Source organism: Lysinibacillus sp. FN11, assembly GCF_024628845.1.
In the GTDB taxonomy this organism is placed as follows: domain Bacteria; phylum Bacillota; class Bacilli; order Bacillales_A; family Planococcaceae; genus Lysinibacillus; species Lysinibacillus capsici.
Window position 1 is genome coordinate 3163913 of the sequence record NZ_CP102383.1, and the last position, 14324, is coordinate 3178236.

A 14324-nucleotide genomic window follows, 5' to 3' on the forward strand; every position below is an offset into this window, starting at 1 on the left:
TTGGAGCGGGTGATGGGAATCGAACCCACGACATCAGCTTGGAAGGCTGAGGTTTTACCATTAAACTACACCCGCATAAATGGTGGGTCAGGACGGAATCGAACCGCCGACACTTAGAGCTTCAATCTAATGCTCTACCAACTGAGCTACTGACCCATTTCGTCCATGCTAAGCTTACTCATTCTTTTGCTTCTCATGACTTTTATTTTAAAAATGGCGGTCCCGACCGGGATCGAACCGGCGATCTCCTGCGTGACAGGCAGGCATGTTAACCGCTACACCACGGGACCTTTTGGTTGCGGGGGCTGGATTTGAACCAACGACCTTCGGGTTATGAGCCCGACGAGCTACCACTGCTCCACCCCGCGATAATTTTATGCTGTTTCGAGTTTTTAAAGCACCATTTATAAAAATTTAAAACTGGAGGAGGTAGAGGGATTCGAACCCCCGCGCGGTGTTACCCGCCTGTCGGTTTTCAAGACCGATCCCTTCAGCCAGACTTGGGTATACCTCCGTTACAATATATAAATGGTGGACCTTGCAGGACTCGAACCTGCGACCGGACGGTTATGAGCCGTCTGCTCTAACCAACTGAGCTAAAGGTCCTTTAAGATGGCGGCAGAGGGGATCGAACCCCCGACCTTACGGGTATGAACCGTACGCTCTAGCCAGCTGAGCTACGCCGCCAGGATCTTTATACTGGTTAATTTACTTATGGTGGAGCCTAGCGGGATCGAACCGCTGACCTCCTGCGTGCAAGGCAGGCGCTCTCCCAGCTGAGCTAAGGCCCCATAATTTTTTTGGAAATGGTCGGGAAGACAGGATTCGAACCTGCGACCCCTTGGTCCCAAACCAAGTGCTCTACCAAGCTGAGCTACTTCCCGTTGTTCTTTTGGCGCGCCCGACAGGAGTCGAACCCATAACCTTCTGATCCGTAGTCAGACGCTCTATCCAATTGAGCTACGGGCGCATTTAAAATGGTGCCGAGGACCGGAATCGAACCGGTACGGTAGTCACCTACCGCAGGATTTTAAGTCCTGTGCGTCTGCCAGTTCCGCCACCCCGGCACATTTGGAGCGGAAGACGAGGTTCGAACTCGCGACCCCCACCTTGGCAAGGTGGTGTTCTACCACTGAACTACTTCCGCATGTGCATAAGTTTTTTTATCTGGCAATGAAAATAATGGTGCGGGTGAAGGGAGTCGAACCCCCACGCCTTGCGGCGCTAGATCCTAAGTCTAGTGCGTCTGCCAATTCCGCCACACCCGCTTATTATTATTTAAAAATGGTGAGCCATGAAGGACTCGAACCTTCGACCCTCTGATTAAAAGTCAGATGCTCTACCAACTGAGCTAATGGCTCGAAAAAATGGTGCCGGCTATAGGAATCGAACCCACGACCTACTGATTACAAGTCAGTTGCTCTACCTGCTGAGCTAAACCGGCATATGGTGGAGGATGACGGGCTCGAACCGCCGACCCTCTGCTTGTAAGGCAGATGCTCTCCCAGCTGAGCTAATCCTCCTGGGTATTATGCCTAGCGACGTCCTACTCTCACAGGGGGAAGCCCCCAACTACCATCGGCGCTAAAGAGCTTAACTTCCGTGTTCGGTATGGGAACGGGTGTGACCTCTTTGCCATCATCACTAGACTTTGTTATGTATCTTGTTTTGAAGTTGTTTACCTGTCCTTCAAGACAAGAATTATTGTATAACGTTTTCTAACATTGTGCAATACTTTTTTATAAAAAAAAAATTATTACTTTTTAAAGTTATTTTTGTTAAGTAAGAGAAAATATTGCCCTGCAAAATATTATAGCAATTGTTGGTTCAAAAGAAAACAATTATTTTATTTGCCGATATTCTTAGCTTATAATCTATTTCAATACAAGTGAAGAATATAGATAATCCTTCACTCTTCTTTTCATTAAATATTTGAAAGCTCTATTTTTAATTTTACAATATCCTCAAGTGTAGTAGAAGGACCAAAAGATATTCTAAAAAATTGGCGTGCCGCTTCCAAAGAGAACCCCATAGATAGAATAGCCTTTGTTCCCGATTCACTATGAATATCACATGCACTACCAGTAGAGATACAGATTCCCGCCTCATTTAACTTTAAAAGAACATATTGCCCCTCTACTTTCTCCATCATTACCCCACAAATATTAGGTAGTTGCTGTTTACATTCAACGAGCTGACATGTTTCAGGTAAATTATTTTCAAAATAATCTCTTAACGTTTCATAATGTTGCAACTCATATTGATAGTTTTCAATTGCCGCGGCAAAGGCCACGATTGCAGGAGTATCTAATGTTCCCCCTCTAAGACCCCTCTCATGTGTCACACCTGGTGTTAATGCAGGTACTCTGATTGCAGGGTTCATATATATAGCACCGCAGCCCTTTGGCCCACCTATTTTATGAGCCGAGATGGTAATAGCATCGGCCCCCTTTGGTATAGCTAGTTTACCAAATGATTGTACACAATCAACGTGACAGAAAATATTTGATTTTCTTGCCATCTTTACGATTTTCTCTACAGGCTGGATTGAACCAATTTCAGAATTGACATGTTGAATGGTAATCAAAGCAGTCTCTTCTCGGATTGCTTGTTGCAATTGTCCCAGATCAACACAACCATCCTTCTGCAAAGGTAATTTTGTTACAGTAAAGCCCTTTTTCTCAAGTGTATTCAAAGCTGCATGCACTGACGTATGCTCAGCTTGAGAAGAAATAATGTGTTTTCCTTTTTTTGAGGCTAGTGCTAACGACAAGATGGCTATGAGATTTCCCTCTGTTCCACTACCCGTAAAAATTACACCATCACTAGTTACACCTAGGGCTTGGGCTACAACCTCTCTTGATTGCTGGACAAAATAAAGGGCTTGTCCCCCTAAATCATGCAGACTCGCACTATTTCCATAATACCGTTGTGCCACCTCTACATAGGCCTCAAGAGATTCCCTCATCATAGGTGATGTTGCAGCATAATCCATATAAATCATCGTCTTCTTCCTCTCTTGTTCATCAGGTCTTGTTTTCTTTTTTATTTTATGTAAAGATAAGTGTCAAGACAACTGTAAAGAAGGTATAACTATGGATGTAAAGACAGACGTCCTTATAATTGGTAGTGGAATTGCTGCACTTCAGGCTGCTTTAGTGCTTGAAAAACATTTTCAAATACAAATTGTTACAAAATCATCTTTATATATGAGTAGTTCTTACCGTGCACAAGGTGGGATTGCTGCTGTTACTAGTGAGGAAGATCATATTCAACACCATATTGCTGATACATTGAAAGCTGGCGAGTATCATCATGAGAAAAGGCATGTTAAAACACTTATAAAAGATGGCACTGAGATTATGCAAAACTATCTAAAGGATGGCCTCCCTGTTGATCGGCAGGTCGATGGAAAACCTGCTCTAGGACTTGAAGGAGCACATAGTCATCATCGTATTCTACATGCAGGTGGTGATCGTACTGGTCAGATTTTCATAGATTATTTGCTTCATAAACTCTCACCCAAAACAAAGATCAATTGCTATGAAATGGCTTATGAGCTTTTACGGAATACAGATGGTGACTGTGTAGGAGTATTAACCAAAGGAGAAAAAGGTACAAAACGTTATTTGGCACATCATGTTATTTTAGCGACAGGTGGCGCAGGTGCCCTTTATTCAAGTACATCTAATTTTCCAACTAATACAGGGGATGGGATCGCATTAGCATTTCGAGCAGGCGCTGCCATTAGTGATATGGAATTTATGCAATTTCACCCGAGTCTTCTTTGGTGTAAAAATGAAGCAAAGGGATTAGTTTCTGAAGCTGTCAGAGGGGCTGGTGGTATTTTTGTTAATGCACAGCATCAGCCCATTATGAAAGGTTTACATGCTCAACTTGACCTAGCACCAAGACATATTACTGCACTTGCCCTATTTACAAAACGTGCAGCTGGTGAAGAAACGTATATTGATATCACTAACATTCACGACTTTGAAGAAAAATTTCCAACAATTGCTCAGCTATGCCATGTTCATCACGTTCATTTACAAGATGGCCTAATCCCCGTGGCTCCAGGAAGTCATTTCTTGATGGGTGGTGTTATTGCTGATGACAAAGGAAGAACTACTATACCAAACTTATATGCAGTCGGTGAGGTTGCCTGTACAGGCGTACATGGCGCGAATCGTTTAGCAAGTAACTCCCTATTGGAAGGTATTACATTTGGTCAAAAAATGGCGCAGTACATTATTCAAAAAGGGTGTCATCAAAAAAACTTTTTACTGGAAAAGCATCAATGTGCTGATAAAATGCCACCTTTATTTAGCAAACCCCAATTACAGCAACACATGATGCGGTTCCTAGGTATTGTTAGAAATATTGATGACTTGCAGCATTTTGCAAAGCAACTCCCCTCCTTGCAATCACTTACTCAAGTTAATTTAAAGGGTCTTGAACTAGCTGAGTTGGAATTATTTATGATGCATGTAGTCGCCACATTAATGGCACATGCAGCAATTACCCGAACGGAAACAAGAGGAGCTCATATTCGAACGGATAAACCCGAAATGAAATCACAATGGGCAAGCCGATGGATTATTTTTTCGCAAGGACAAATGAAAGTGAGGAACTCATTGTATGAATATCATCAAACTCGAGGAAATGCTCAAGCAATTTTTTAATGAGGATTTAGGAGATGGAGATTTATCGAGTGAATTTATCTTTTCACCCGAACAGCAGGGAGCTTTTTCTTTTTACGCGAAAGAAAGCGGAATTTTTTGCGGGGCTAACATTATTGAGCATGGCTTTCTCTTACTCGATCGATCAATCGAAGTCAACCTTCATAAAAAAGATGGAGAGATGGTTAAGTCAGGTGATGTACTCGCTGTGATTAAAGGTCCCTTACAAAAGTTATTAATCGGTGAGCGTGTCATTTTAAATCTTATTCAACGTATGTCTGCTATTGCAACGGCAGCCCATCTTGCCGTTCAAGAAACAGTAGGTACTCACGCAAAAATATGTGATACGCGTAAAACACTACCAGGACTGCGTATGTTAGATAAATATGCTGTTCGAATTGGTGGTGCTTTTAATCATCGTAATGGCCTGTATGACGCAATTATGCTAAAGGATAATCATATTGCCTTTGCTGGTAGCATTACAAAGGCAGTTCAGGCCGCTAGAGTAAAAGTCGGTCATACCGTAAAAATTGAAGTTGAAATTGAAACAAAAGAACAATTAGAAGAAGCTATCAACGCAGGAGCAGATATTATTATGTTTGATAACCGTAGCCCAGAAGAAATTCGTGCATGGCTTCCCATTGTTCCTCCCACTATTGCGACTGAAGCATCTGGGGGCATCACACTTGAAAATTTAAAGGCATATGCCCAATCGGGTATTCAATGGATTTCACTTGGCTCCTTAACACATTCAGTTAAAGCTTTTGATATTAGTGCACTCGTTCAAATGAAAGGAGATCATTCCCTTGTCCATCACTAGTTTATTACAACAGACGACATTACTCCCAGAGCATTATCGGGAACTATCTGTAAAGGAAATGGAATCTCGTATTTTATCAATAAAGAAAAAATTAGGTCCTAAATTATTTATTCCTGCCCACCATTATCAAAAAGATGAAGTCATTCAATTTGCAGACGCAACTGGGGATTCTTTACAGTTAGCTCAATTATCCGCAGCAAATAAGGAAGCTGAACACATCGTATTTTGCGGTGTACATTTTATGGCAGAGACTGCTGATATGCTGACAACGAAACAGCAACGTGTCTATTTACCAGATATGCGCGCTGGTTGTTCAATGGCTGATATGGCAGATATTTATCAAACAGAACAAGCATGGCCCATTCTTCAAGAACTCTTTGGTGATACGATTATTCCTCTAACCTATGTTAATTCAACTGCGGCTATTAAAGCCTTTACTGGAAGGCATGGTGGTGCTTGTGTCACTTCATCGAATGCAAAGGAACTTGTTCAATGGGCTTTTACCCAAAAACAGCGTATCTTCTTTTTACCTGACCAACATTTAGGAAGGAATACTGCCTATGATTTAGGTATACCTCTTGAAAATATGGCTGTTTGGAATCCACATAAGAACATGCTCGAAACAAAAGAGCCTCTTGAAAATATCCAGGTTATTCTTTGGAAGGGTCACTGCTCTGTGCACGAAGGGTTTACGGTTCAACATACAGAGGTTATTCGCAAAGAACACCCGACTATGAGGATTATCGTTCACCCAGAGTGCAGCCGTGAAGTGGTAGCAGCGGCTGATGATGCAGGCTCCACAAAATACATTATTGATACAATCAATCGAGCTCCAAGCGGATCTGCATGGGCAATTGGAACAGAAATGAATCTTGTCAATCGCATTATTAAGCAGCATCCTGATAAACATATTGTGTCCTTAAATGAAAACTTTTGTCCTTGTTTAACAATGAATCGAATTGACCTTCCACATTTGTTATGGAGCTTAGAAAGTATTGAGCAAGGTCAACCTCATAACCGTATACAAGTAGATGAACATACTACCGCTGAAGCACTTAGTTCACTTGATAGAATGCTAGCCAGAGGATAAATAGTTACACTTTTTAAACAGAAAGGTTGAAGATATAACCTTTCTGTTTTTGTTTACAAACACCTGCTTTCAATAGTGCTAATGGCTTCCATTTTCGCCTACATTGCTAAAATTGACACGACTTTATTCTCCATGATACTGTCAATTTGGAGGTGATATTAAATGGCTTTTCAATCGAAAAATATCTTTATCAATTTACCAGTAAAAGATCTAAACAAATCTATCAGTTTTTTTAAGGAATTAGGTTTTGAGTTCAATCAACAATTCAGTGATGAAACAACAGCCTCAATGATTATTAGTGAAAATATCTTCGCATTAATAATGGTTGAAGAACGATTTAAAGGATTTAGTAAGAAAGAAGTTACAGATACTACTACTTCTGCAGAAGCAATCTTATGTCTTTCTGCTGAAAGCCGAGAACAAGTAGATCAATTAGTGAATAAGGCACTTGCCTCTGGTGGTAAACCATATAGTGAACCACAAGATCACGGATTTATGTATGGTCGGGGTTTTCAAGATGTAGATGGGCATATCTGGGAAGTGGTTTATATGGATGAAAATGCATTGAATCAAGAGTAAATTTTGTATCTATGAATATCAAAAAACAGTAGATGCAAATGCATCTACTGTTTTTAGTATGACCCGTACGGGATTCGAACCCGTGTTACCGCCGTGAAAGGGCGGTGTCTTAACCACTTGACCAACGGGCCCATGGCGGAGAAGGAGGGATTTGAACCCTCGCGCCGGTTACCCGACCTACACCCTTAGCAGGGGCGCCTCTTCAGCCTCTTGAGTACTTCCCCAAAATAAAAATGGCTCCGAAGGCAGGACTCGAACCTGCGACAACCTGATTAACAGTCAGGTGCTACTACCAACTGAGCTACTTCGGAATAATGGTGGGCCTAAATGGACTCGAACCATCGACCTCACGCTTATCAGGCGTGCGCTCTAACCAGCTGAGCTATAGGCCCTTGGAGCGGGTGATGGGAATCGAACCCACGACATCAGCTTGGAAGGCTGAGGTTTTACCATTAAACTACACCCGCATAAATGGTGGGTCAGGACGGAATCGAACCGCCGACACTTAGAGCTTCAATCTAATGCTCTACCAACTGAGCTACTGACCCATTTCGTCCATGCTAAGCTTACTCATTCTTTTGCTTCTCATGACTTTTATTTTAAAAATGGCGGTCCCGACCGGGATCGAACCGGCGATCTCCTGCGTGACAGGCAGGCATGTTAACCGCTACACCACGGGACCTTTTGGTTGCGGGGGCTGGATTTGAACCAACGACCTTCGGGTTATGAGCCCGACGAGCTACCACTGCTCCACCCCGCGATAATTTTATGCTGTTTCGAGTTTTTAAAGCACCATTTATAAAAATTTAAAACTGGAGGAGGTAGAGGGATTCGAACCCCCGCGCGGTGTTACCCGCCTGTCGGTTTTCAAGACCGATCCCTTCAGCCAGACTTGGGTATACCTCCGTTACAATATATAAATGGTGGACCTTGCAGGACTCGAACCTGCGACCGGACGGTTATGAGCCGTCTGCTCTAACCAACTGAGCTAAAGGTCCTTTAAGATGGCGGCAGAGGGGATCGAACCCCCGACCTTACGGGTATGAACCGTACGCTCTAGCCAGCTGAGCTACGCCGCCAGGATCTTTATACTGGTTAATTTACTTATGGTGGAGCCTAGCGGGATCGAACCGCTGACCTCCTGCGTGCAAGGCAGGCGCTCTCCCAGCTGAGCTAAGGCCCCATAATTTTTTTGGAAATGGTCGGGAAGACAGGATTCGAACCTGCGACCCCTTGGTCCCAAACCAAGTGCTCTACCAAGCTGAGCTACTTCCCGTTGTTCTTTTGGCGCGCCCGACAGGAGTCGAACCCATAACCTTCTGATCCGTAGTCAGACGCTCTATCCAATTGAGCTACGGGCGCATTTAAAATGGTGCCGAGGACCGGAATCGAACCGGTACGGTAGTCACCTACCGCAGGATTTTAAGTCCTGTGCGTCTGCCAGTTCCGCCACCCCGGCACATTTGGAGCGGAAGACGAGGTTCGAACTCGCGACCCCCACCTTGGCAAGGTGGTGTTCTACCACTGAACTACTTCCGCATGTGCATAAGTTTTTTTATCTGGCAATGAAAATAATGGTGCGGGTGAAGGGAGTCGAACCCCCACGCCTTGCGGCGCTAGATCCTAAGTCTAGTGCGTCTGCCAATTCCGCCACACCCGCTTATTATTATTTAAAAATGGTGAGCCATGAAGGACTCGAACCTTCGACCCTCTGATTAAAAGTCAGATGCTCTACCAACTGAGCTAATGGCTCGAAAAAATGGTGCCGGCTATAGGAATCGAACCCACGACCTACTGATTACAAGTCAGTTGCTCTACCTGCTGAGCTAAACCGGCATATGGTGGAGGATGACGGGCTCGAACCGCCGACCCTCTGCTTGTAAGGCAGATGCTCTCCCAGCTGAGCTAATCCTCCTGGGTATTATGCCTAGCGACGTCCTACTCTCACAGGGGGAAGCCCCCAACTACCATCGGCGCTAAAGAGCTTAACTTCCGTGTTCGGTATGGGAACGGGTGTGACCTCTTTGCCATCATCACTAGACTTATTCGACCTCCAATACACGGCGTATTACTGCGTCAGCTGCTCTCGTTCAATCAGTCACGTACAAAAGTACGCTCCTTCAATCACTCGTTTGCTTCCTTGTACTACTTGTGTCTTGAAGCTCTCTTTTTTATTGAAAGATTTGTTCTTTCAAAACTGGATAAACGGTGCATTGAATGTTTCAAACTTTTTTTGGTTAAGTCCTCGATCGATTAGTATTCGTCAGCTCCATGTGTCACCACACTTTCACCTCGAACCTATCTACCTCATCGTCTTTGAGGGATCTTACTTACTTGCGTAATGGGAAATCTCATCTTGAGGGGGCTTCATGCTTAGATGCTTTCAGCACTTATCCCGTCCACACATAGCTACCCAGCGATGCCTTTGGCAAGACAACTGGTACACCAGCGGTGTGTCCATCCCGGTCCTCTCGTACTAAGGACAGCTCCTCTCAAATTTCCTACGCCCACGACGGATAGGGACCGAACTGTCTCACGACGTTCTGAACCCAGCTCGCGTACCGCTTTAATGGGCGAACAGCCCAACCCTTGGGACCGACTACAGCCCCAGGATGCGATGAGCCGACATCGAGGTGCCAAACCTCCCCGTCGATGTGGACTCTTGGGGGAGATAAGCCTGTTATCCCCGGGGTAGCTTTTATCCGTTGAGCGATGGCCCTTCCATGCGGAACCACCGGATCACTAAGCCCGTCTTTCGACCCTGCTCGACTTGTAGGTCTCGCAGTCAAGCTCCCTTGTGCCTTTACACTCTACGAATGATTTCCAACCATTCTGAGGGAACCTTTGGGCGCCTCCGTTACCTTTTAGGAGGCGACCGCCCCAGTCAAACTGTCCGCCTGACACTGTCTCCTGCCCCGCTAAGGGGCATGGGTTAGAATTTCAATACAACCAGGGTAGTATCCCACCGACGCCTCCTTCGAAGCTGGCGCTCCGAGATCTCTGGCTCCTACCTATCCTGTACAAGTTGTACCAAAATTCAATATCAGGCTACAGTAAAGCTCCACGGGGTCTTTCCGTCCTGTCGCGGGTAACCTGCATCTTCACAGGTACTATAATTTCACCGAGTCTCTCGTTGAGACAGTGCCCAGATCGTTACGCCTTTCGTGCGGGTCGGAACTTACCCGACAAGGAATTTCGCTACCTTAGGACCGTTATAGTTACGGCCGCCGTTTACTGGGGCTTCAATTCGCAGCTTCGCTTGCGCTAACCACTCCTCTTAACCTTCCAGCACCGGGCAGGCGTCAGCCCCTATACGTCACCTTACGGTTTTGCAGAGACCTGTGTTTTTGCTAAACAGTCGCCTGGGCCTATTCACTGCGGCTCTCATGCGCTTGCACGCTCAAGAGCACCCCTTCTCCCGAAGTTACGGGGTCATTTTGCCGAGTTCCTTAACGAGAGTTCTCTCGCACACCTTAGGATTCTCTCCTCGACTACCTGTGTCGGTTTGCGGTACGGGCACCTCTCACCTCGATAGAGGCTTTTCTTGGCAGTGTGAAATCAGGAACTTCGTCCATACGGACTCGCCATCACAGCTCAACGTTACAGTGTGCGGATTTGCCTACACACACGCCTTACTGCTTGGACGCGCACAACCAACGGCGCGCTTACCCTATCCTACTGCGTCCCCCCATTTCTCAAACGGTGAGGAGGTGGTACAGGAATATCAGCCTGTTGTCCATCGCCTACGCCTATCGGCCTCGGCTTAGGTCCCGACTAACCCTGAGCGGACGAGCCTTCCTCAGGAAACCTTAGTCATACGGTGGACGGGATTCTCACCCGTCTTTCGCTACTCATACCGGCATTCTCACTTCTAAGCGCTCCACCAGTCCTTCCGGTCTGACTTCAACGCACTTAGAACGCTCTCCTACCACTGACATCGTAGATGTCAATCCACAGCTTCGGTGAATCGTTTAGCCCCGATACATTTTCGGCGCAGCGTCACTCGACCAGTGAGCTATTACGCACTCTTTAAATGATGGCTGCTTCTAAGCCAACATCCTGGTTGTCTGTGCAACGCCACATCCTTTTCCACTTAACGATTACTTTGGGACCTTAGCTGGTGGTCTGGGCTGTTTCCCTTTTGACTACGGATCTTATCACTCGCAGTCTGACTCCCGTGTATAAATATCTGGCATTCGGAGTTTGTCTGAATTCGGTAAACCGGGATGGCCCCCTAGTCCAAACAGTGCTCTACCTCCAGTATTCTCATCACGAGGCTAGCCCTAAAGCTATTTCGGAGAGAACCAGCTATCTCCAAGTTCGATTGGAATTTCTCCGCTACCCACACCTCATCCCCGCACTTTTCAACGTGCGTGGGTTCGGGCCTCCAGTAAGTGTTACCTCACCTTCACCCTGGACATGGGTAGATCACCTGGTTTCGGGTCTACGACCACGTACTATTTCGCCCTATTCAGACTCGCTTTCGCTGCGGCTCCGCCTTCTAAAGCTTAACCTTGCACGTAATCGTAACTCGCCGGTTCATTCTACAAAAGGCACGCTATCACCCATTAACGGGCTCTAACTACTTGTAGGCACACGGTTTCAGGATCTCTTTCACTCCCCTTCCGGGGTGCTTTTCACCTTTCCCTCACGGTACTGGTTCACTATCGGTCACTAGGTAGTATTTAGCCTTGGGAGATGGTCCTCCCGGATTCCGACGGAATTTCACGTGTTCCGCCGTACTCAGGATCCACTCAGGAGAGAACGAACTTTCGACTACAGGGCTTTTACCTGCTCTGGCGGACCTTTCCAAGTCGCTTCATCTAACTCGCTCTTTTGTAACTCCGTATTGAGTGTCCTACAACCCCAAGAGGCAAGCCTCTTGGTTTGGGCTCTTCCCGTTTCGCTCGCCGCTACTCAGGGAATCGATTTTTCTTTCTCTTCCTCCAGGTACTTAGATGTTTCAGTTCCCTGGGTCTGCCTTCAAGACGCTATGTATTCACGTCAAGATACTACGCGATTAAACGTAGTGGGTTCCCCCATTCGGAAATCTCCGGATCAAAGCTCACTTACAGCTCCCCGAAGCATATCGGTGTTAGTGCCGTCCTTCTTCGGCTCCTAGTGCCAAGGCATTCGCCGTGCGCCCTTAATAACTTAACCAAGTTATTAAGCCTATAAAAAAACTTAAAAAATAAATGTGTTTGTTACAATTTCAATGTCGTTTTATCCAGTTTTCAAAGAACAAGTTTTGAAGTGTTTCATTCAGATAGAATGAACCTTCAAAACTGAACGCAAAACGTAATCGTACAAACCCAAGGTTTGTATTCCGAAATAATCCTTAGAAAGGAGGTGATCCAGCCGCACCTTCCGATACGGCTACCTTGTTACGACTTCACCCCAATCATCTATCCCACCTTCGGCGGCTGGCTCCAAAAGGTTACCTCACCGACTTCGGGTGTTACAAACTCTCGTGGTGTGACGGGCGGTGTGTACAAGGCCCGGGAACGTATTCACCGCGGCATGCTGATCCGCGATTACTAGCGATTCCGGCTTCATGTAGGCGAGTTGCAGCCTACAATCCGAACTGAGAACGACTTTATCGGATTAGCTCCCTCTCGCGAGTTGGCAACCGTTTGTATCGTCCATTGTAGCACGTGTGTAGCCCAGGTCATAAGGGGCATGATGATTTGACGTCATCCCCACCTTCCTCCGGTTTGTCACCGGCAGTCACCTTAGAGTGCCCAACTAAATGATGGCAACTAAGATCAAGGGTTGCGCTCGTTGCGGGACTTAACCCAACATCTCACGACACGAGCTGACGACAACCATGCACCACCTGTCACCGTTGCCCCCGAAGGGGAAACTATATCTCTACAGTGGTCAACGGGATGTCAAGACCTGGTAAGGTTCTTCGCGTTGCTTCGAATTAAACCACATGCTCCACCGCTTGTGCGGGCCCCCGTCAATTCCTTTGAGTTTCAGTCTTGCGACCGTACTCCCCAGGCGGAGTGCTTAATGCGTTAGCTGCAGCACTAAGGGGCGGAAACCCCCTAACACTTAGCACTCATCGTTTACGGCGTGGACTACCAGGGTATCTAATCCTGTTTGCTCCCCACGCTTTCGCGCCTCAGCGTCAGTTACAGACCAGAAAGTCGCCTTCGCCACTGGTGTTCCTCCAAATCTCTACGCATTTCACCGCTACACTTGGAATTCCACTTTCCTCTTCTGCACTCAAGTCCCCCAGTTTCCAATGACCCTCCACGGTTGAGCCGTGGGCTTTCACATCAGACTTAAAGGACCGCCTGCGCGCGCTTTACGCCCAATAATTCCGGACAACGCTTGCCACCTACGTATTACCGCGGCTGCTGGCACGTAGTTAGCCGTGGCTTTCTAATAAGGTACCGTCAAGGTACAGCCAGTTACTACTGTACTTGTTCTTCCCTTACAACAGAGTTTTACGATCCGAAAACCTTCTTCACTCACGCGGCGTTGCTCCATCAGGCTTTCGCCCATTGTGGAAGATTCCCTACTGCTGCCTCCCGTAGGAGTCTGGGCCGTGTCTCAGTCCCAGTGTGGCCGATCACCCTCTCAGGTCGGCTACGCATCGTCGCCTTGGTGAGCCGTTACCTCACCAACTAGCTAATGCGCCGCGGGCCCATCCTATAGCGACAGCCGAAACCGTCTTTCAGTCTCTCGCCATGAAGCAAGAGAGATTATTCGGTATTAGCCCCGGTTTCCCGGAGTTATCCCAAACTATAGGGTAGGTTGCCCACGTGTTACTCACCCGTCCGCCGCTAACGTCAAAGGAGCAAGCTCCTTTTCTGTTCGCTCGACTTGCATGTATTAGGCACGCCGCCAGCGTTCGTCCTGAGCCAGGATCAAACTCTCCATAAAAGAAATTTGATTAGCTCAAATTGTTTTGCTGGCATCATGTTTGATGTCCAAAATTGTGTTTCGTTCACTAGTAAAACTAGCTACTTAAAAATTTATTGATTACGTTTTGCTTGTTCAGTTTTCAAGGTTCATTTTATTCAAGTCTTTTTCAGCGACTTTATTATCTTACCTCATTCTTAACTATAAGTCAACAACTTTTTAAAACTTTATTTTCAAGCGTTTCTTCTTGTTAAGGACAAGTAATAATATATAATATAGCATT

5 protein-coding genes, 36 tRNA genes and 4 rRNA genes are annotated in these 14324 nt (G+C 46.1%); 4 read left to right on the top strand and 41 right to left on the bottom strand.

Translation table 11 applies throughout. The features are described from left to right. Position 1: 1 nt before the first annotated feature. The 18 genes from NP781_RS16685 to NP781_RS16770 form a co-directional block, all read right to left on the bottom strand. A tRNA-Gly gene (locus NP781_RS16685) sits at positions 2 to 75 on the bottom strand. Between the two features lie 5 nt (positions 76 to 80). Further along, positions 81 to 156 (bottom strand) — tRNA-Phe (locus NP781_RS16690). A gap of 58 nt (positions 157 to 214) precedes the next feature. Further along, a tRNA-Asp gene (locus NP781_RS16695) sits at positions 215 to 290 on the bottom strand. 3 nt (positions 291 to 293) lie between these two features. Beyond that, positions 294 to 368: transfer RNA gene (locus NP781_RS16700), tRNA-Met, on the bottom strand. Between the two features lie 53 nt (positions 369 to 421). Next, positions 422 to 514 (bottom strand) — tRNA-Ser (locus tag NP781_RS16705). A gap of 15 nt (positions 515 to 529) precedes the next feature. Further along, positions 530 to 606: transfer RNA gene (locus NP781_RS16710), tRNA-Ile, on the bottom strand. A 7-nt stretch (positions 607 to 613) separates the two neighbouring features. Then, positions 614 to 687, bottom strand: a tRNA-Met gene (locus NP781_RS16715). 28 nt (positions 688 to 715) lie between these two features. Continuing rightward, positions 716 to 791 (bottom strand) — tRNA-Ala (locus NP781_RS16720). Between the two features lie 16 nt (positions 792 to 807). Further along, a tRNA-Pro gene (locus tag NP781_RS16725) sits at positions 808 to 884 on the bottom strand. Between the two features lie 9 nt (positions 885 to 893). Beyond that, positions 894 to 970, bottom strand: a tRNA-Arg gene (locus NP781_RS16730). 8 nt (positions 971 to 978) lie between these two features. Next, positions 979 to 1067: transfer RNA gene (locus NP781_RS16735), tRNA-Leu, on the bottom strand. A 5-nt stretch (positions 1068 to 1072) separates the two neighbouring features. Next, a tRNA-Gly gene (locus tag NP781_RS16740) sits at positions 1073 to 1147 on the bottom strand. A gap of 36 nt (positions 1148 to 1183) precedes the next feature. Then, positions 1184 to 1268, bottom strand: a tRNA-Leu gene (locus tag NP781_RS16745). A 17-nt stretch (positions 1269 to 1285) separates the two neighbouring features. Continuing rightward, positions 1286 to 1361: transfer RNA gene (locus tag NP781_RS16750), tRNA-Lys, on the bottom strand. A 7-nt stretch (positions 1362 to 1368) separates the two neighbouring features. After that, positions 1369 to 1444: transfer RNA gene (locus tag NP781_RS16755), tRNA-Thr, on the bottom strand. Positions 1445 to 1447: 3 nt separating this feature from the next. After that, positions 1448 to 1523 (bottom strand) — tRNA-Val (locus NP781_RS16760). A 10-nt stretch (positions 1524 to 1533) separates the two neighbouring features. After that, positions 1534 to 1649, bottom strand: a 5S ribosomal RNA gene (gene rrf / locus NP781_RS16765). A gap of 275 nt (positions 1650 to 1924) precedes the next feature. Further along, the gene (locus NP781_RS16770) at positions 1925 to 2995 is read right to left on the bottom strand and encodes a cysteine desulfurase family protein (RefSeq protein ID WP_257522546.1); all 1071 of its coding nucleotides are present in this window, start codon (positions 2993 to 2995) and stop codon (positions 1925 to 1927) included. A 100-nt stretch (positions 2996 to 3095) separates the two neighbouring features. Here NP781_RS16770 and nadB point away from each other — a divergent pair, with 100 nt between their 5' ends. From nadB to NP781_RS16790, 4 genes are all read left to right on the top strand, one after another. After that, on the top strand, positions 3096 to 4682 hold the full coding sequence (gene nadB, locus NP781_RS16775) for an L-aspartate oxidase (protein ID WP_257520396.1): 1587 nt from the start codon (positions 3096 to 3098) through the stop codon (positions 4680 to 4682). Continuing rightward, positions 4639 to 5499: a carboxylating nicotinate-nucleotide diphosphorylase gene (gene nadC, locus NP781_RS16780; protein ID WP_004227779.1), complete on the top strand. Its 861-nt coding sequence runs from the start codon at positions 4639 to 4641 to the stop codon at positions 5497 to 5499. The genes nadB and nadC overlap by 44 nt, the downstream gene beginning before the upstream one ends. Beyond that, complete coding sequence (gene nadA, locus NP781_RS16785) at positions 5486 to 6589, top strand: quinolinate synthase NadA (RefSeq protein ID WP_257520397.1); 1104 nt, start codon at positions 5486 to 5488, stop codon at positions 6587 to 6589. Before nadC ends, nadA begins: the two co-directional genes overlap by 14 nt. A 162-nt stretch (positions 6590 to 6751) precedes the next feature. Next, complete coding sequence (locus tag NP781_RS16790; protein WP_257520398.1) at positions 6752 to 7168, top strand: VOC family protein; 417 nt, start codon at positions 6752 to 6754, stop codon at positions 7166 to 7168. Positions 7169 to 7227: 59 nt separating this feature from the next. On the opposite strand, the gene NP781_RS16795 is transcribed toward NP781_RS16790, so the two are convergent. From NP781_RS16795 to NP781_RS16905, 23 genes are all read right to left on the bottom strand, one after another. Then, positions 7228 to 7299: transfer RNA gene (locus NP781_RS16795), tRNA-Glu, on the bottom strand. A gap of 2 nt (positions 7300 to 7301) precedes the next feature. Then, positions 7302 to 7392 (bottom strand) — tRNA-Ser (locus NP781_RS16800). Positions 7393 to 7402: 10 nt separating this feature from the next. Next, positions 7403 to 7479: transfer RNA gene (locus NP781_RS16805), tRNA-Asn, on the bottom strand. Positions 7480 to 7483: 4 nt separating this feature from the next. Beyond that, positions 7484 to 7560, bottom strand: a tRNA-Ile gene (locus NP781_RS16810). Position 7561: 1 nt separating this feature from the next. Next, positions 7562 to 7635, bottom strand: a tRNA-Gly gene (locus NP781_RS16815). 5 nt (positions 7636 to 7640) lie between these two features. After that, a tRNA-Phe gene (locus NP781_RS16820) sits at positions 7641 to 7716 on the bottom strand. 58 nt (positions 7717 to 7774) lie between these two features. Beyond that, a tRNA-Asp gene (locus tag NP781_RS16825) sits at positions 7775 to 7850 on the bottom strand. Between the two features lie 3 nt (positions 7851 to 7853). Next, positions 7854 to 7928 (bottom strand) — tRNA-Met (locus tag NP781_RS16830). 53 nt (positions 7929 to 7981) lie between these two features. Continuing rightward, a tRNA-Ser gene (locus NP781_RS16835) sits at positions 7982 to 8074 on the bottom strand. A gap of 15 nt (positions 8075 to 8089) precedes the next feature. Then, positions 8090 to 8166, bottom strand: a tRNA-Ile gene (locus NP781_RS16840). 7 nt (positions 8167 to 8173) lie between these two features. Beyond that, a tRNA-Met gene (locus NP781_RS16845) sits at positions 8174 to 8247 on the bottom strand. 28 nt (positions 8248 to 8275) lie between these two features. Beyond that, a tRNA-Ala gene (locus tag NP781_RS16850) sits at positions 8276 to 8351 on the bottom strand. Between the two features lie 16 nt (positions 8352 to 8367). Then, positions 8368 to 8444 (bottom strand) — tRNA-Pro (locus tag NP781_RS16855). 9 nt (positions 8445 to 8453) lie between these two features. Next, positions 8454 to 8530: transfer RNA gene (locus tag NP781_RS16860), tRNA-Arg, on the bottom strand. 8 nt (positions 8531 to 8538) lie between these two features. Continuing rightward, positions 8539 to 8627 (bottom strand) — tRNA-Leu (locus NP781_RS16865). Between the two features lie 5 nt (positions 8628 to 8632). After that, a tRNA-Gly gene (locus tag NP781_RS16870) sits at positions 8633 to 8707 on the bottom strand. Between the two features lie 36 nt (positions 8708 to 8743). Beyond that, positions 8744 to 8828 (bottom strand) — tRNA-Leu (locus tag NP781_RS16875). A gap of 17 nt (positions 8829 to 8845) precedes the next feature. After that, a tRNA-Lys gene (locus NP781_RS16880) sits at positions 8846 to 8921 on the bottom strand. Between the two features lie 7 nt (positions 8922 to 8928). After that, positions 8929 to 9004: transfer RNA gene (locus NP781_RS16885), tRNA-Thr, on the bottom strand. Positions 9005 to 9007: 3 nt separating this feature from the next. Continuing rightward, positions 9008 to 9083, bottom strand: a tRNA-Val gene (locus NP781_RS16890). A 10-nt stretch (positions 9084 to 9093) separates the two neighbouring features. Then, positions 9094 to 9209, bottom strand: a 5S ribosomal RNA gene (gene rrf / locus NP781_RS16895). A 192-nt stretch (positions 9210 to 9401) separates the two neighbouring features. Continuing rightward, positions 9402 to 12328: ribosomal RNA gene (locus tag NP781_RS16900) — 23S ribosomal RNA — on the bottom strand. 182 nt (positions 12329 to 12510) lie between these two features. Next, positions 12511 to 14062, bottom strand: a 16S ribosomal RNA gene (locus tag NP781_RS16905). Together the 16S, 23S and 5S rRNA genes with 20 tRNA genes alongside form the textbook arrangement of a ribosomal RNA operon. Positions 14063 to 14324 lie beyond the last annotated feature (262 nt).

What these genes read in the sequence shown, in the direction of transcription:
- nadB (WP_257520396.1), top strand. Translation starts at nt 3,096, where the DNA reads ATGGATGTAAAGACAGACGTCCTTATAATTGGTAGTGGAATTGCTGCA.
- NP781_RS16790 (WP_257520398.1), top strand. Translation starts at nt 6,752, where the DNA reads ATGGCTTTTCAATCGAAAAATATCTTTATCAATTTACCAGTAAAAGAT.
- nadC (WP_004227779.1), top strand. Translation starts at nt 4,639, where the DNA reads ATGAATATCATCAAACTCGAGGAAATGCTCAAGCAATTTTTTAATGAG.
- NP781_RS16770 (WP_257522546.1), bottom strand. Translation starts at nt 2,995, where the DNA reads ATGGATTATGCTGCAACATCACCTATGATGAGGGAATCTCTTGAGGCC.